Raw genomic sequence first — 17,094 nt, forward strand, 5'->3', positions numbered from 1 at the left:
TTAATAACGACTAAAAAACGGCTTGAATACCGGGCTTTGTGCTTGGTTGCCGTGCGTTGCAAAGATGCCACGCAGAGGTGAATGGCCAAACTGGGCGCGCTGAGAACGCAGCCGGTTTTCGTCAACATCTAACCTGATGGCCGCGTGAGCAGATGAGCAGCCGGCTTCCGTGGCAGAACGCCGCCTGCTCGGCGCCTAACTTACCGAGGGACACTCAGCCAGCAGCGCAATTTGATGGGGTGGGTCCGGTCTATTTCGGCCGGTGTGGGCTCGCCTTTACGGCTGGACATGACGCCGTCCGTTCATCATATGCTCGCGAATTGCAAGTGCTAGATTTTGCCCTTCTTGTCCACAATTTCCTGTGCAAGCGCCTTGATAGCCCCCGCTTTGTCATCAATCAGGATTTCAATTAGGTGCTCAACGATCTGGAAGCACTTGAGAATGGTGTCCCATTTCATCGGGCCTGCATGACTGCCGAGATTCCCGACCCATCGGAGAGCATCAAAAAGCGTTTTATGGCCCGGCTTTTGGTCCTCGAACAGGTCGATCCGCTTGCTAAGATCGTAACGCGTCGGCTTGGATTTCTTGGTCATTCCCTCTCTCGGAATGCCGTAGTGGTCAAGCAGCGCCTCAACGAAGACGCGGATGCGATTTGCGCAGGCGCCGGTATCGCCCCACATCAAACCGAAAGCCGCGCTCAAATGCTCAGCGCAATGTTTCGGTAACTGGTCGGACAGGCGAAACACTGGAGGTGCCGGGAACATGCTCCGGGGAAGGTACTCGGGCCGGTAATGCTCTTGAGCACCATCCTCATCGTATTGGATATCGACATCATGCGTGATGTCACCGCTGACTGCGACAACTTCTCCGCAGGAAAACGCGTCACATTGCAACAGGCAGGCGAACCGCGTCACGTCGTTGTATGGATGGTAGCCTTCCTCCCTATGCTGGCGATCGGCATAGGTGGCCTGTACAGTACTCATGGTCTTAGAGACCAGCCCGAGAGAGCCCCGCGTGCATCTCGGGCAACCGTAGCCGGGAAACGACGAGAACGATCTCCTCCAGAGCCCTTGGTCCATTCCTGCCTCCCCGAATCACGCTCACACAGTTAAATCAAAGGCCGGAAAGGCGAGTTTCCGCAAGCTGTCACGTCACCATCCGCGCCCTCCCCATCGAGGTGCTGCCAGCCACTTAATTCTCCCCGCAACTATGCTTTCACAATCGAGCACCCAGCCCGGAGGCTTCAGTTGCCCTGTGGGTTTGCGGTTTACGGTATTGTGCGCACAACTTCCGTTACTTACTTTCTCTCCAGCAAGAGGGGTAAGATGAACGACTTTCCTGAATATGATGACCTTCCGGACGACCCCGAAGTTGCGTTCGTCCGACTGTACGAGCGGCATAACCAAGAATATCAGGAGCAGACCCACGGCGTGCAAGACACCCGCTCAGCGGCCGTCGAGTTCATGAACACCATGCTGGGCGTCGCACAGGGTCTCGAAATCCTCGGATTTGAGAACTGGACTATTCCCGAGGACTGGGACGACATCTACCCCGTTTTCACAAACTTCGACCGCGCGCTGAAGCGCTACGTGATGGAAGTGAAGGTCCGGAAGTCTCGCGTCACAAAGGTCTATTCGGTCCAGCTCAGCCCAGAGGACAAGGAGCGCATCCACAATCTCATTCGAGAGATCCGGGACGTTCTGACGACTGCCGACCTGCAGGACCGCAAACGCAATTCGCTGTTCAGCAAGCTTAACGCGTTCGAAGCGGATGTGGACAGGGTACGGACAAGATTCGAGAACGCCACCCTAATGGCAATCGACATTGTCGGCGTCGTGGACAAAGGGACGAACACCCTCAAGCCCATCAATGAGCTTCTGCGGCGTATTCAGGCCATCATGGGCAACGCCAAGGATGAAGAGCCCGAGCAGAATCAGCTGCCGCCCCCTCCCGAGCGCAGGAAGCTGCCGCCTCCCCCGAAGCAGATTACCGGCCCTTCCGAAGGCAACTTCTCACGGGATTTGGACGACGACATTCCCTTCTAACGAAAAGCGCACCACGGAGGGAAGCCGTGATGCGTTCAATTGCCGATTGGAGGTCGGATTTACTGGCATGCAAGTGGCACGCAAACGAGCGCCACCCTGTACCATCTCGTGCCTTTTAGTGCACTTGCGCGCCAGTTGGAGTATTCTAATATTGAACCAGTTACAGCGTCGTACTGGATTACAGACGGTACAAAATCTGATCGTTCCAGAAGCGATCGAGACGCTGCAGGAGCTTGTTCATCTGCGTAAACTCGTCGGTGCCGATGCCGCCGACCTTGTCGATCGAGGCGATGTGGCGTTCGTAGAGTTTGGCGACCGTTTCGGCGATGTCCTGGCCGGTTTCGGTCAGGCTGATGCGGACCGAGCGGCGGTCGATGCGCGAGCGCTGGTGGTTGATGAAACCAAGGTCGACCAGTTTCTTGACGTTGTAGGAGACGTTCGAGCCGAGGTAGTAGCCGCGGGAACGCAGTTCGCCGGCGGTCAGCTCGGAATTGCCGATGTTGAAAAGCAGGAGCGCCTGGATGGCGTTGACGTCGCTGCGGCCCTGACGGTCGAACTCGTCCTTGATCACGTCGAGAAGACGACGATGAAGACGTTCAACAAGGTGAAGGGATTCCATGTAAAGATCACGGATGCCCTGTTCGTGTGCATGGAAAGTCGATACCGCCTGCGGCTTGATTTTCGTGTTCATTTGACTGCCTCACTGTTTTGTTTGGCGGTGTCGTTTTCTTCCCGCCTTGAGTGAGACCCTATCGAATACATATAAAATTCGACTTAAACCGCAGGCTTAACAGAGGCTTACGAAAACCTCTTGCTGTATCAGGGTAAATCAACGCTTACCTGGCGACGCTGGCGGCGTCGCTCCAGCCACAGGGAAAGCCTGAAAATCCAGTAGATGACGGCCACGATCACATGGAGCAGGATGATCAGCTGGTTGGCCCCGAAGGTCTGCGGAAGCAGGCCGTACATGAGGATCTGGCCGCCGGCGGCAAGCACCCAGATCACCGGTCCCCAGGAAACTGTAAGCCAAAGGCCGAGCGAGGCGACAGGGAAAAGAACGGCAAGGCAGGTGCTTGCGACCTTCCATGGCAGGCTCAACAGATCGAAGCGGCCGGCGCCGACCAGCGAGTAGCCGACGAGCATCGCCCAATATTGCAGGCCGAACCAGAAACAGGAAACGGCGACGAGCCGCAGGAAGAAGATAAAGAGGATATCCGTCAGCGTCCGTTTCGGTATCGTCGGAGAATCGGTTTCCATGGCGAGACCTCACGTTCCAAGTCGCGGCTTCGATTTTTCGGGTTTCATCCGCCGCGGCCAATCGTCCGGTTTGGATTTCCCGGGGCGCATGATAATGACCGCTCCGATAAATGGAATGGCCCAGGGACAGATATCATGCAGGACAAGACGCATCTCGTCGATGAAATCACCGGTCACCGCCGCATGCGGCGCAACCGCAAGGCGGACTGGACGCGCCGGCTGGTGCAGGAAAACCGCCTGACGGTTGACGATCTGATCTGGCCGATCTTCATCGTTCCGGGAACCGGCATCGTCGATCCGATCGCGGCGATGCCCGGCGTGAACCGCATGAGCGTCGACAAGGCGGTCGAGGCGGCCAGGGAAGCGGCCGATCTCGGCATCCCGGCGCTTGCCACCTTCCCTGATATCGAGATGGAATTGCGCGACGAAACGGGCTCCAACAGCCTGGTTGCCAATAACCTCATCAATCAGACGACGGCGGCCATCAAAAAGGCGGTGCCTAATATCGGCATTATTACCGATGTGGCGCTCGACCCATTCACCAGCCACGGGCATGACGGCATCCTGCGCGACGGTGAGATCGTCAATGACGAGACGGTCGATCAGGTCGTCCGGGCCGCGATCCTGCAGGCCGATGCCGGCGCCGACATCATCGCCCCCTCGGAAATGATGGACGGGCGCATCGGCGCGATCCGCCGCGGGCTCGATGCCGCCGGGCATCAGAGCGTCGGCATCATGTCCTATGCGACGAAGTTCTCCTCCGGCTTCTACGGTCCCTATCGCGAGGCGATCAACACCAAGGGCCTGCTGAAGGGCGACAAGAACAGCTACTATATCAATCCGGCCAACGGCACCGAAGCGATCCGCGATGCCGCCCTCGATGTCGAGGAAGGCGCCGACATGCTGATGGTCAAGCCGGGCCTTGCCTATATCGATATCTGCTGGCGGGTGAAGGAGGCGTTCGGCCTGCCGACTTTCGCCTATCAGGTCTCGGGCGAATATTCGCAGATCAAGGCTGCGGCGATGAACGGCTGGATCGACGGCGAGCGGATCATGATGGAGACGCTGCTCGCCTTCAAGCGCGCGGGCTGCGACGGCATCCTCACTTATTTTGCGCCGGAAGTGGCGAAAATCCTCGCCAAAAGGTGATTTTGGGGCGAATTATTGTATTTCCCCCTGACGATACCATATCAGCGGCATCGTTTTTCGAAGGGAGATATGGATGAGCTACGATCCCAACCCGCTTTATGCCGCACCGGAGGACTGGCGCGCCTATAGCGGTGTGCTGAGCCGTCGCGTCCTCGCTTTCATCCTCGACTATGTCATCGTCGCCCTGCTCTGCATTCCGGCGGCGATCGTGGTGTTCTTCCTGGGAATCGTGACACTGGGGCTCGGCTTCTTTCTTTATCCGGCGCTGTTCGTCATCGTCGCGGGCATCTACTTCGGCCTGAGTGTCGGCGGTCCGTTACAAGCCTCCCTCGGCATGCGCGCGATGGGCATCGCGATCGTGCGCGTCGACGGGCGGCAGATGGACTTCCTGACGGCGATCGTTCACCTGGCGCTATTCTGGATCCTGAACTCGGTGCTGACGCCGCTCATTCTGCTGGTCGGCCTGTTCACAGAGCGCTCGCGCCTGCTGCACGATTTCCTCGTCGGCACGGCGACTGTCCGCACCAACTGATTCAGTCCCGGCGGGGACGAAATAAAGTCTCCGCCCGCCCTTTGCCGGCCATAAAAGGACGCCATATCCAAGAAATCGAATATTCGATTGCGCGGCACTGAATGCCGTGCGGTTGACGTTTTTTATTCTTGCGTCATGCTGTCCGCATCGACAGGCGCCCCGAAAGGAAATCTCCGCGAGAGATGAATACGCAGACCACGCCATCCCCTCAGTTTTATCTGACGGCTCCGGCTACCTGTCCGTATCTGCCGCATGAGATGGAGCGCAAGGTCTTCACTCATCTCGTCGGCCCCCGTGCGGCGGAGATGAACGATATCCTGACCCAGGGCGGTTTCCGCCGCTCGCAGAACATCGCTTATCGTCCCGCCTGCGAGGCCTGCCGCGCCTGCGTGTCTGTACGTATCCTGGCGCAGGAATTCGAGCCCACCAAATCAATGAAGCGGGTACTGACTGGCAATTCCGATATCATCGCCACGGAATTTCCGGCTCAGCCGTCGAGCGAGCAATATTCCCTGTTCCGCCGTTATCTCGATTTTCGCCACCAGCAGGGCGGCATGTCCGACATGACCGTGCTCGACTATGCGATCATGGTGGAAGACACGCATGTAAACACCAAGATCATCGAGTATCGCCGACGCGAGGAAGGTTCAGGGCTGGAGACGCGACCGAAGGGTGAACTGCTCGCCGCCGCCCTGACCGATACGATGAGCGACGGCCTTTCGATGGTCTATTCCTACTTCAATCCGGATCTCGACCGGCGCTCGCTCGGAACCTTCATGATCCTCGATCACGTGCGCCGCACGAGAGCGCTCGGCCTGCCGCATGTCTATCTCGGCTACTGGGTTCAAGGGTCGCGGAAGATGGATTACAAGACACGCTTCCAGCCGCAGGAGCATCTGACCCCGCGCGGTTGGGAACGCTTCGATCCCTCTTCTCTCGAGGACGATCCGCAGGACTGATGCCCCTTGCCCACCTTTCCGATCACCGGAAAGGCCTGCTGCTGACGGCAATCGGCGGTCTGGCACTTTCCATGGACATTCCGCTCGTCCGTCTTGCCGAGGGCGATATATGGTCGATCCTCGGCATGCGAAGCGTGGCCACGGTTCTCGCCGCACTCATCATCCTGATCGGTATCCGCCTTTTCTCCGGCAAGTGGCCGGTGCTCATTCTGGGACGGCCCGGTGTGGTGGCCGGTCTGCTCTACGGCATCTCCTCCCTCACCTTCGTGCTGGCGGTCTTCAATACAGCCACGGCCAATGTTGTCTTCATCGTCGCTTTCAACCCGATGTTCGGGGCATTACTTTCCTGGCTGTTCCTAAAGGAGAGGCCACAGCCAGCGACGCTAATCGCCATGCTGTTCATGATCTTCGGCGTCGGACTGATCGTGAACGAAGGGCTTTCGAGCGGCCACGTCTTCGGGGACGTCATGGCGCTGCTCAGCGCGCTTATCCTCGCCGCGGCCATCACAGTTGGGCGTGCCTCGCGCCGGGAGATGGGCTTCGTGCCACTGCTTGCCGCCATCCTGCCGGCAGCACTCGGCCTAACACAGATCCTGCCATCCGGGCTGTCAATCACCCATCCCGGCTGGATCCTCTTCAATGGTGCCATCCTGATGCCGGTCGCCTTCTGGTGCCTGGCGACGGGACCGCGTTACCTCTCCGCGCCCGAGGTCGGCATGTTTTATCTCTTGGAGACAGTGCTTGCGCCGATCTGGGTCTGGATGATCTTCGCCGAAACGCCCGCTACCATGACGCTCATCGGCGGCGCGATACTGGTTGCAGCGATTGCCGCGCATTCCGTCTGGATGGCGAGAGGCAAGAGCGCTCAGTCCGCTTGATCGGCCCCCTCACATCATAGCACCGGCGGACTGACCTACCTCGGAGTTCGATCGCTTCGAACCAGTGGAAAGCTCCAGTTCTCGATCCAGCCCTTCGACAATATGCGTCCAGCCCTGGCGGGTCTTTTCCTCATATTCCGCCCATTCGGCGCACATTTCATGCGTGATGGTCAGGCGACTGCCGCTGCCGAGCGGTTCGATATCGATCTCGACGCGATCGCAATTGTGGTCGTGCTCCTCGACCGAAAAGCAGAAGACGATGTGTCTGGGGCGCTTCAACTCCAGGAATACGCCGTGATGAAAGGCGTCGCCGGTCGGGCGGCGGTCGACGATGAAGAAGCGGCCGCCGACGCGCGGATCGATATCGGCGCGAATGACGTGGCCGTCATCGGTCGCAAATAAAAAGCGGCGGGCGATTTCGGGATTGAGCCAGGCATCATAGACCGTGGCAGGCGGCGCCCTGTAACTGTGGGCTACGTGCAGTTTGATGGTATTGGCGGCAGGCATCGGCGTTCCTCCGGTGGTGGGCCTCCGTTGTCGGGGCCTCCATTGTTCGCGCGCGCTCACAAGCGTACGGCTATGGCCATCCCGCCCGCCCGCGGAACGACGTTGCCCTTCTTGTTGGCCCTTCTTTTTGGTGACAGGACTGAGATAGCGGAATTGCTCCGCCTGCCAAGGGCGGAGCATCAAAATTCCGGGATCAGCCGGCGAATTTACCGCTGCGTGGGAAGCCCTTCGGCACGGTGCGGCCGGCGGTGGCGCGGTCGGCCAGCCATTCGGCAAGCTCGTCCTTGTTCTTCGTGAAAGTGCGGCCTGCGCTATCTTCCCAGTTCAGGCCATCGGCGATGGCAAAGCAGCGAACGTCAGAAATGCCGCCGTCCTTGTAGCGCTGCAGGCGCACGCCCTTGCCACGCGTCATTTCCGGCACTTGGCTCAGCGGGAAGACCAGCATCTTGCGGTTTTCGCCGACGACCGCGACATGATCGCCGCTCACCGGAACGAGAAGCTTGGTCTCGTGAGGCATCGAGACGTTCATGATCTGCTTGCCCTTGCGGGTATTGGCGACCATTTCCGTTTCCGGAACCACGAAACCATTTCCTTCCGTGGAGACGATCAGCATCTTGCGCGTCTGATCGTGGACGAAGGCGGTCAGAACATCCTGATCGTTTTCCATGTCGATCATGATACGCAATGGTTCGCCGTGGCCGCGGCCGCCGGGCAGCTTGTCGCCGCCGAGCGTGAAGACCTTGCCACCGGTCGTGACGATCAGGATCTTGTCCGTCGTCTGTGCCGGGAAGGCCACCTTCAGGCCGTCACCTTCCTTGAAGGTCAGGGTCGAAGTATCAGAGATGTGGCCTTTCAGAGCGCGGATCCAGCCCTTGTCCGAGACGACGACGGTGATCGGTTCCTTCTCGATCATCGCGTGCTGAATGGCTTCCTCGTCAGCATCAGGGGCTTCGGCAAACTGCGTGCGGCGACGGCCGACCTCTGTGGCCTTGGCGAATTTCTTCTTCACCTCACCGATTTCCCAGGCGACCGTCTGCCACTGCTTCTCGTCGGAGGCGAGCAGCGCTTCGATATCGGTCTTTTCCCTGGTGAGTTCGTCGTGCTCCTTGCGGATCTCGAATTCTTCGAGCTTGCGCAGGGCACGCAGCCGCATGTTGAGGATCGCCTCGACCTGATTGTCCGTCAGGTCCCAGCGGGCCATCATCACCGGCTTGGGCTCATCCTCCTCGCGGATGATGCGGATCACCTCATCGATGTTGAGGTAAGCAATCAGCAAACCGCCGAGGATTTCGAGGCGCCGGTCGATGGCCGCAAGACGGAAGCGCGAGCGGCGCTGCAGGACCTCGCGGCGGTGCGCCAGCCATTCCTTGAGCACTTCGTTCAGCGCCATGACGCGCGGGATCACGCCCATCGACAGGACGTTCATGTTCAGCGGGAAACGGCTTTCAAGCTCAGTCAGCTTGAACATGGATTCCATGAGAATGGTCGGATCGACGGTGCGGCTCTTCGGCACTAGGACGACGCGGATGTCCTCGGCCGATTCGTCCCTGATATCTTCCAGCAGCGGCAGCTTGCGGGCGATCAGGAGCTCGGCGATCTTTTCGATCAGGCGCGACTTCTGCACCTGGAAAGGAATTTCGGTGACGATGATCTGGTAGCCACCGCGGCCGAGATCTTCCGTCTCCCATTTCGCACGCACGCGAAAACCGCCGCGGCCGGTGCGGTAGCTCTCGATGATGCTTTCTTTATTATCGATGATGATGCCGCCCGTCGGGAAATCCGGGCCGGGGATGAATTCGACGAGCTTCTCGATCGTGGCATCGGGATGCTTGATCAGGTGCAGTGCGGCATCGCAGATCTCATGCACATTGTGCGAGGGAATGGATGTCGCCATGCCGACTGCGATGCCCGAGGAACCGTTCGCCAGAAGGTTCGGGAAGGCGCCGGGAAGAACGATCGGCTCGGAATTGGACTCGTCGTAGGTATCACGGAAATCGACGGCATCCTGGTCGATACCTTCGAGCAGCAGCTCGGAGACCGCGGTCATCTTCGATTCGGTGTATCGCATGGCGGCGGGACTATCGCCGTCGATATTGCCGAAGTTGCCCTGCCCGTTCACCAGCGTGTAGCGCTGCGAAAAATCCTGCGCCAAGCGTGCCAGCGCATCATAAATCGACTGGTCTCCGTGCGGGTGGTAATTACCCATCACTTCGCCGACGATCTTTGCGCATTTCCTGAAGGCCGCATTCGGCCGCAGGCCCATGTCGTGCATCGCATAGACGATGCGGCGATGGACCGGCTTCAGGCCGTCACGCACATCCGGCAGCGCCCGGTGCATGATGGTCGACAATGCATAGCGAAGGTAGCGCTCTTCGAGTGCCGCCTTCAGGTCGACCGGTTGAATATTGTCGCCGTCTCCGCCAGAAGGCGGTAAAATCTCTTGTCCCATAGGTCCTGACTAGCTCAGAAACCCTTGAGGGGCAAGGAATCCGGGCATTCCGGCTGTGGATGACGTCTTCCTGCTGACATGAAAAGCAACAAAAGTATCGCCTGAATTTGGACTTTGTTTGCTGATCCTTTCAACAGAAATTTAGGGGTCTGCAAATATAAGCCGACCGTTACGCAGTAGCTTCATTGCAATATTCAACGGCGCACGCCATCAGGGGGCCTTCTCATGACTTTTTACCGCACAACGCGGCTGATGCTGTCGAGCGCAGCCATCCTTTCATTCGCGAGCTCCGCTTTCGCGCTCGACGGCGACGACCTCCTGAAAAAGATCAATGCTGCCTATAGCCAACAGGGCGGGATGGTCATCGCCGCAGACGGCGTCGATATCGACGGCACGACCGTCACGCTCAAGAACTTCAGCGTCAAGCCGGCCGGCGGCGAAGCGGTCTCCATCGGCGAGGTCACGCTGTCAGGCGTGGAAGAGCAGGATGACGGCAGCTACTATATCGAAGAGGCAGCATTCCCCGACATCAACTCGTCCAAGGACGGCGTAACGGTGAGCGCCGTGGAACTAACGCTTGGCGGCATTTCCGTTCCCGCCCAACCCGGCGATACCATCAATTCGATGCTGTTTGCCGAGAGCGGCCATACCGGCGCGATCAAGGTGGTCAAGGATGGCACAGAAGTGTTCTCCGTGCTCGAAAGCGACATGAACGCTGTTCTGCGAGAAGATGAATCCGGCTTCGATTTCGACGGCGCCTTCAAGAGCCTGAAGGCCGATCTCAGCCAGGCCGGCGATGATCCGGCGAGCAAGGAAGCTATCGAGAAGCTCGCCCTTCAGCATGTCCAGGGTGACGTCTCCATGAAGGGCGGCTGGGATCTCGAGCCTGGCACGATCGATCTCTCCGAACTTTCGTTCGACTTCACCAATATCGGCAAGCTGAATTTTGGCTTCAAAATCTCCGGCTATACGATGGCGTTCGTAAAGTCGATGCAAGACGCAATTACTCAGTCCGAAGCCAACCCGAACAAGGAAGAAGCACAGCAGGCGCTCGGCCTCGCAATGCTCGGCCTTGCCCAGCAGCTAACCTTCGATTCCGCCCAGATCCGTTTCGAGGATGCATCGATTACCAAGCGCGCGCTGGATTATGCCGGCTCGAAGCAGAACGTCTCCGGACAGCAGATGGCGGATTCGCTGAAGGCCATGGCGCCGATCATGCTCGCGCAACTCAACATTCCGGAACTGCAGAATGCGATCGCAGCTGCCGTCAGCAGCTTCCTCGACAATCCGAAGAGCCTGACCGTGAAGGCCACACCCGACAAGCCAGTCGCCTTCCCGATGATCGTCGGCGCGGCCATGGGCGCACCGAACACGGTGCCGCAGATGCTCGGCGTGAAAGTTTCGGCGAACGACTAAATTCGGTTCCAGCCAACAAAAAAGCCCGGCGAGATATCGCCGGGCTTTTTTGTTGAGTGACTTCCGCCTCAGTCTTTCTTCTGCGGCGGGATCGGGCGGATCGCCAGTTCGCGCAGCTGAGCGGGCGTTGCCGGGGTCGGTGCGCCCATCAAGAGGTCCTGAGCCTGCTGGTTCATCGGGAAGAGCGAAATCTCGCGCAGGTTCTTTGCGCCGACGAGCAGCATGACAATACGGTCGATACCGAAGGCTGCACCGCCATGCGGAGGCGCTCCATACTGGAAGGCGCGGTAGAGGCCACCGAAACGGTCCTCGACGTCCTGCTGGCTCAAGCCCACCTTTTCGAAAGCGGCGACCATGGTTTCCGGCGACTGGTTACGGATCGAGCCCGAGGCGATTTCGAAACCGTTGCAGACGGCATCGTACTGGAACGCCTTGATCGTCAACGGATCCTGGTTCGTGAGCGCATCGAGGCCGCCCTGCGGCATCGAGAACGGGTTGTGGGCGAAATCGACCTTCTTCTCTTCCTCGCTCCATTCGAAGAACGGGAAGTCGACGATCCAGCACAGTTCGAAGCGGTCGCGGTCGACAAGGTTAAGCTCCTCGCCAGCCTTGGTGCGGGCTTCACCGGCAAACTTGTAGAATTTGGCGGGATCGCCGGCAACGAAGAAGCAGGCGTCGCCGTCATCGAGGCCGAGCTGCGTGCGGATCGCGTCGGTACGCTCCTCGCCAATGTTCTTGGCAAGCGGACCTGCGCCCTCGAGCTTTTCGCCTTCTTTGCGCCAGAAGATGTAGCCGAGGCCTGGCTGGCCCGTCGATTGCGCCCAGGCGTTCATACGGTCGCAGAAGGCTCTGGAGCCGCCGGTCTTGGCCGGAATAGCCCAGATCTCGACCTTTGGGTTGGAGGCGATCATGCCTGCGAAAACCTTGAAGCCGGAGCCGGCGAAATGCTCGGTCACGGCCTGCATGACGATCGGGTTGCGCAGGTCCGGTTTGTCGGAGCCGTACTTACGGATCGCTTCGTCATAGGGGATGCGCGGCCATTCCTTGGTGACTGGCTTGCCTTCCGCGAACTCCTCGAAGATCGAGGTCATCAGCGGACCCATCGTGTTCCAGACGTCCTCCTGCTCTACGAAGCTCATTTCGAGGTCGAGCTGGTAGAATTCGCCCGGCAGGCGGTCTGCGCGCGGGTCTTCGTCGCGGAAGCAGGGCGCGATCTGGAAGTAGCGGTCGAAGCCGGCGACCATCAGCAGCTGCTTGTACTGCTGCGGAGCCTGCGGCAGCGCGTAGAAGGTGCCGGGATGAATGCGGCTCGGCACGAGGAAGTCGCGCGCGCCTTCCGGCGAAGACGCTGTCAGGATCGGTGTCGTATATTCGGTGAAGCCGACATTGCCCATTTCGCGGCGCATGGCGGAAATCACCTGCGTGCGCTTGACGATGTTCTTGTGCAGCGTTTCGCGGCGAAGATCGAGGAAGCGGTACTTGAGGCGAACGTCTTCCGGATAGTCCGGCTCGCCGAAGACCGGCAGCGGCAGTTCCTTGGCGGCGGAGAGGACTTCGATCTCCTGCGCGTATAGCTCGATTTCGCCGGTCGGCATGTTCTTGTTGACGGTATCTTCTGTGCGGGCCTTCACGAGGCCGTCGATGCGGATGACCCATTCGCCGCGAACGGTCTCTGCCTGTTTGAAGGCAGGCGAATCCGGGTCGGCAACGATCTGCGTCGTGCCGTAGTGGTCGCGAAGGTCGATGAACAGCAAGCCGCCATGATCTCGAACACGATGGACCCAGCCGGAAATACGGACATTCGAGCCGACGTCCGACTTGCGAAGAGCGGCGCATGTGTGGCTGCGGTAGCGGTGCATGATCTCAATTCCTGGCATTTGGCTTAAGACGGCGGCATGGCCGAAGACCTGCAGCGCCGACAAGAAAATCGGGCGGAAAAGCGCATGGACGCTCTGATTTGTCAAGGCTTGGCGCAGCCTACGGGCCGTTTGCTCCCTCGTTTCCGAAGGAGTTGGGGGCTCCCGCTGCGGCAGTTTGGCCGAACGCGGCATATTGATGAAGACGATAGTCAACTTTAAAAGGGGACATCATCCAAGACGGAGCCTGCCGATGCCCCTCCTCACACGCCGCAATCTGCTCAAAGCTTCCGCCGTCGCCGGTGCCTATGGCGCGGGCATGGCGATTGCCGGGCGGTTCGGACTGGCGGAAGCAGCACCGGAGCTGCGTGTGCTGACGGCGCGGAAGACCGGGGCGCAGATCATTGATGGCGCGCCAACGCGGGACATCATGACATGGGGCGATGACGGCCTGCCGCCGGTGCTGCGCATGCCGCGCGGCAAGCCCTATGCGGCGCGGTTGACCAACAGCCTCGATGAGCCGACGACAATCCACTGGCATGGACTGCGCATCGACAACAAGATGGACGGCGTGCCCTTCATGACGCAGCCCTATGTCTATACGGGCGACAATTTCGACTATCTCTTCACGCCGCCCGATGCCGGCACCTTCTGGTATCACCCGCACTGCAACACGCTGACCCAGATGGGCCACGGCATGACGGGTGTGCTTGTCGTCGAAGACCCGTCCGATCCCGTCTTCGATGCGGAAGTCGTGCTCAACCTGCGCGACTGGCGGCTCGGCGGTGACGGGCAATTCATCGCTCCCTTCCGGCCACGCGATGCGGCAAAGGCCGGCACATATGGCACGGTGCGCACCGCAAACTGGCATCAGGAGCCGAAATATGATGCGCCTGCGGGCGGGCTGATCCGCCTTCGCATCGCCGTCACCGATGTGACCCGCATCCTCCAGCTGAAGATGGAAGGCGCCGATGCGACAGTCATCGCCATCGACGGCAATCCGGTGCCGAAGCGCTTCCCGCTGGATCTCCTGCAGATCGGACCGGGGCAGCGGCTCGACCTCGCCGTTCGAATGCCGGACAGCGAAGGCGCGGTTGCAACGCTGGAAGACATTCGCGGCACGACGCCGAAGGTGGTCGCTAGCCTCAGCGCCACCGGGCAATCGTTGAAGCGCAATATCGGCGATCTCGGCGCGCTCGCGGAAAATCCGGTGCCCAAGGCCGATCTCTCTTCTGCGGAAACAATCCCGCTCATGTTGTCCGCCACCGCAGAGAACGCCGCCGTCGAAAGCATATGCGGCACGCTCGGCTACAGTTTCTGGGCCATCAACAAGGTGCCGTGGCCGGGCGATACGCCCGACCCGACGGCGCCGCTCGCCGAATTGAAGCTCGGCAAGAGCTACGTCTTCAACCTGGAAAACGTCACACCTCACACGCACCCGATCCATCTGCACGGCATGAGCTTCACCGTCATTTCATCCTCGACGCGCGAGGTGATGCCGCTCGTTTCGGACACCTACCTCATCCAGCCGGATGAAAAGGTGCAGCTTGCCTTCGTCGCCGACAATCCCGGCGACTGGATGCTGCATTGCCATATCATCGAGCACCAGAAGACCGGCATGACGAGCTATGTGCGAGTAGTTTGACGTCGCATGAGCAAGCTTGACGAAGGCTAAGCTCGCTCGCCGTATTGACATCTCCGTTCGAAAGGGGAAGGAAGACTAACCGACCTCTTCCTTGCGAATGAATTGATATGATCGAAACCACCGCCGATCTGGCGGCCGCCTGCAAAGAGCTGGCCAAGTCCGATTTCATTACCATCGATACGGAATTCCTGCGTGAGACGACCTTCTGGCCGGAGCTGTGCCTGATCCAGATGGCGAGCCCGACGGTGGAAGTGCTGGTCGATCCGCTGGCGAAGGATATCGATCTTGCGCCCTTCTTCGAGCTGATGGCCAATCCTGATGTGCTGAAGGTATTTCATGCTGCGCGACAGGACATTGAAATCATCTTCAATCGCGGAAACCTGATCCCTCACCCGATCTTCGATACGCAGGTCGCCGCCATGGTCTGCGGTTTCGGCGACAGCGTTTCCTACGATCAGCTGATCAGCCGCACCAAGAACGTCCATATCGACAAGTCTTCGCGCTTTACCGACTGGAGCCGCCGGCCGCTGTCCGACAAGCAGCTCGAATATGCGCTGGCCGACGTCACCCATCTGCGCGACGCCTATCTCTACCTCAAGGCGGAACTGGAGCGCGAGGGCCGCGCCTCCTGGCTGCGCGAGGAAATGGACGTTCTGGAATCGCGCGAGACCTACGACATCCATCCCGACGACGCCTGGCAGCGGCTGAAGCTGCGGCTGCGCAAGCCCCAGGAACTGGCGATCCTGAAATATGTCGCCGCCTGGAGGGAGCGCGAGGCGCGGTCGCGCAACGTGCCGCGCTCGCGGGTGCTGAAGGACGATGCGATCTACGAGATCGCCCAGCAGCAGCCGAAGGATACCGAGGCGCTCGGTCGCCTGCGCACGATCCCGAAGGGCTGGGAGCGTTCGGCTACCGGAGGGGCGGTGCTCGAAGCGGTCAATACCGCGCTTGCCCTGCCACGCTCCGAAATGCCGCATGTGCCGCGCCAGGCGCAACCGCCGGAAGGCGCTGCGGCGGCCGTCGAGCTTCTCAAGGTGCTGCTCAAGCTGATTTCCGAAAAGCACGGCGTAGCGCCCAAGGTGATCGCCAACAGCGACGACCTGGACAGGATTGCGGCTGAGGGCGAAACGGCCGATGTCGCGGCCATGAACGGTTGGCGGCGCGATCTTTTCGGCGAGCCGGCGCTGCAGCTCATCCGCGGCGAGATCGCCCTGCGCTTTGCCGGCCGCAAGGTCGAGACCGTCGCTCTGCAGGAGTGAATCCGAAATCTCTTGACCACCGCCCCGCGCCGGAAACAATAGCCGAATGAAGTGCTTCTGCGAAAGGGCGGAATGAGAGAGATATCCTCGGCGCAGAACTGGATCCTGATTACACTCGTCCTGGCACTCAGCGGCGTGGTCTATGATTTGTACTTCTTTACGGGACAGACACCCGTTATCGGAGCGATCTTCGCGCTTTTCATCGGCATGCCGATCCTCACCTTCGAGCGTAAGGTGTTTCTACGCGGCCTCTATCGGCGCATTCAGAGGCTGCCGACCCTTCTCTTCATTATCTCCGAGCTCGTGATCTATGAAATCCTGATGAGCATCGGCTTTGCGGCGGCCGGTTTCCTCCTCGCAGTGCTCGGCGTGCTGAAGCCGCCGAAAATGATCGACGTGCTGATCATGCCGTTCGATGTTTTCCTCTACGCACTTGCCGTCTGCGCCACGCTGATCTTCCTGCTCAGGGTGCGCGAATTGCTGGGGCGCGAAGTCTTCGTCAGCATGCTGATCAGCCGCTACCGCAGACCGGTGAAGGAAGAACGCGTCTTCCTGTTCATCGATCTCGCCGAGTCCACCGCCTTTGCGGAAAAGTATGGTGACCTGCGCGCGCAGCAGCTTCTAAGTTCGCTGTTTGCCGCCTTCGCCGAGCCGGTGCGGCGTCACAAGGGCCTGATCAACGATTATGTCGGCGATGCTGCGATTATCACCTGGCCCTTAGCGCGCGGCGTCAAGGATGCGCGCTGCGTACGCTGCCTCTTCGATATTCTCGCCGACATCGAAGCCAATGCGGCAAGCTGGAAGAAGAGCTATGGCCATGTGCCGAAACTGAGGGCGGCACTTCACGGCGGCTTCATCATTACAGCCGAAGTCGGCGTCGATCATCACAAGATCAGCTTCTTCGGCGATACGGTGAACACTACCTCGCGGCTGGAGTCGCTCTGCCGGACGCTGAACCGGCCGGTGCTGATCTCCGCCGAGCTTGCCCAGCGCATGACGCTGCCTGAGGAGATCGTCGGCGAAAACCTCGGCAATCACGCCGTGCGCGGCCGCGGCCAGGGGCTGGATGTAGTTGCGCTTTCCTCTCGCGCGGTGACCGTCCTCAAGCAGCCTGCCACCCTCAGGCGCGGTTGAGCCCGGGC

At 59.8% G+C, this 17,094-nt stretch carries 15 protein-coding genes; 9 read left to right on the forward strand and 6 right to left on the reverse strand.

Annotated elements, in window-relative coordinates; all coding sequences use genetic code 11:
* Positions 1-329: 329 nt before the first annotated feature.
* Positions 330-1,079, reverse strand: coding sequence for a DUF4145 domain-containing protein (locus AC1DNW_RS02320; RefSeq protein ID WP_113308434.1), 750 nt, complete (start codon positions 1,077-1,079; stop codon positions 330-332).
* A gap of 246 nt (positions 1,080-1,325) precedes the next feature.
* On the opposite strand from AC1DNW_RS02320, the gene AC1DNW_RS02325 reads away from it, so the two are divergent.
* Positions 1,326-2,045 carry a hypothetical protein gene (locus AC1DNW_RS02325; protein WP_113308433.1) on the forward strand — a complete coding sequence of 240 codons (720 nt, stop codon included), beginning with the start codon at positions 1,326-1,328 and terminating at the stop codon, positions 2,043-2,045.
* Positions 2,046-2,223: 178 nt separating this feature from the next.
* On the opposite strand, the gene ldtR is transcribed toward AC1DNW_RS02325, so the two are convergent.
* Positions 2,224-2,736 carry a transcriptional regulator LdtR gene (ldtR, locus tag AC1DNW_RS02330; protein ID WP_113295289.1) on the reverse strand — a complete coding sequence of 171 codons (513 nt, stop codon included), beginning with the start codon at positions 2,734-2,736 and terminating at the stop codon, positions 2,224-2,226.
* A gap of 128 nt (positions 2,737-2,864) precedes the next feature.
* Positions 2,865-3,302 carry a DUF6163 family protein gene (locus tag AC1DNW_RS02335; protein WP_113308432.1) on the reverse strand — a complete coding sequence of 146 codons (438 nt, stop codon included), beginning with the start codon at positions 3,300-3,302 and terminating at the stop codon, positions 2,865-2,867.
* A 135-nt stretch (positions 3,303-3,437) separates the two neighbouring features.
* Here AC1DNW_RS02335 and hemB point away from each other — a divergent pair, with 135 nt between their 5' ends.
* From hemB to AC1DNW_RS02355, 4 genes are all read left to right on the forward strand, one after another.
* Positions 3,438-4,451: a porphobilinogen synthase gene (gene hemB, locus AC1DNW_RS02340; RefSeq protein WP_113295287.1), complete on the forward strand. Its 1,014-nt coding sequence runs from the start codon at positions 3,438-3,440 to the stop codon at positions 4,449-4,451.
* A gap of 73 nt (positions 4,452-4,524) precedes the next feature.
* Entirely contained in the window at positions 4,525-4,983 is a 459-nt protein-coding gene (locus AC1DNW_RS02345) for an RDD family protein (protein WP_113295286.1), read from the forward strand.
* Positions 4,984-5,165: 182 nt separating this feature from the next.
* Positions 5,166-5,942, forward strand: coding sequence for an arginyltransferase (locus AC1DNW_RS02350; RefSeq protein ID WP_113308431.1), 777 nt, complete (start codon positions 5,166-5,168; stop codon positions 5,940-5,942).
* The gene (locus tag AC1DNW_RS02355; RefSeq protein ID WP_113308430.1) at positions 5,942-6,820 is read left to right on the forward strand and encodes a DMT family transporter; all 879 of its coding nucleotides are present in this window, start codon (positions 5,942-5,944) and stop codon (positions 6,818-6,820) included. The genes AC1DNW_RS02350 and AC1DNW_RS02355 overlap by 1 nt, the downstream gene beginning before the upstream one ends.
* A gap of 9 nt (positions 6,821-6,829) precedes the next feature.
* Here the strand turns inward: AC1DNW_RS02355 and AC1DNW_RS02360 are convergent, their stop codons facing one another.
* Both AC1DNW_RS02360 and parC read right to left on the reverse strand, forming a co-directional pair.
* Positions 6,830-7,327: an SRPBCC family protein gene (locus AC1DNW_RS02360; protein WP_113308429.1), complete on the reverse strand. Its 498-nt coding sequence runs from the start codon at positions 7,325-7,327 to the stop codon at positions 6,830-6,832.
* A gap of 193 nt (positions 7,328-7,520) precedes the next feature.
* Positions 7,521-9,776 carry a DNA topoisomerase IV subunit A gene (gene parC, locus AC1DNW_RS02365; RefSeq protein WP_113308428.1) on the reverse strand — a complete coding sequence of 752 codons (2,256 nt, stop codon included), beginning with the start codon at positions 9,774-9,776 and terminating at the stop codon, positions 7,521-7,523.
* A gap of 225 nt (positions 9,777-10,001) precedes the next feature.
* Here parC and AC1DNW_RS02370 point away from each other — a divergent pair, with 225 nt between their 5' ends.
* On the forward strand, positions 10,002-11,192 hold the full coding sequence (locus tag AC1DNW_RS02370) for a hypothetical protein (RefSeq protein ID WP_113308427.1): 1,191 nt from the start codon (positions 10,002-10,004) through the stop codon (positions 11,190-11,192).
* Between the two features lie 68 nt (positions 11,193-11,260).
* On the opposite strand, the gene aspS is transcribed toward AC1DNW_RS02370, so the two are convergent.
* A complete protein-coding gene (aspS, locus tag AC1DNW_RS02375; protein WP_113308426.1) occupies positions 11,261-13,051 on the reverse strand; it encodes an aspartate--tRNA ligase in 1,791 nt (596 codons plus the stop codon).
* Between the two features lie 250 nt (positions 13,052-13,301).
* Here aspS and AC1DNW_RS02380 point away from each other — a divergent pair, with 250 nt between their 5' ends.
* The 3 genes from AC1DNW_RS02380 to AC1DNW_RS02390 all read left to right on the forward strand — a co-directional run bounded on the left by AC1DNW_RS02380 (position 13,302) and on the right by AC1DNW_RS02390 (position 17,086).
* Complete coding sequence (locus tag AC1DNW_RS02380) at positions 13,302-14,693, forward strand: multicopper oxidase family protein (protein ID WP_113308425.1); 1,392 nt, start codon at positions 13,302-13,304, stop codon at positions 14,691-14,693.
* Between the two features lie 107 nt (positions 14,694-14,800).
* Positions 14,801-15,952 carry a ribonuclease D gene (gene rnd / locus AC1DNW_RS02385; protein WP_113295277.1) on the forward strand — a complete coding sequence of 384 codons (1,152 nt, stop codon included), beginning with the start codon at positions 14,801-14,803 and terminating at the stop codon, positions 15,950-15,952.
* A 72-nt stretch (positions 15,953-16,024) separates the two neighbouring features.
* Positions 16,025-17,086: an adenylate/guanylate cyclase domain-containing protein gene (locus AC1DNW_RS02390; protein ID WP_113308424.1), complete on the forward strand. Its 1,062-nt coding sequence runs from the start codon at positions 16,025-16,027 to the stop codon at positions 17,084-17,086.
* Positions 17,087-17,094 lie beyond the last annotated feature (8 nt).

It is taken from the genome of Rhizobium sp. 05L429, from assembly GCF_056397645.1.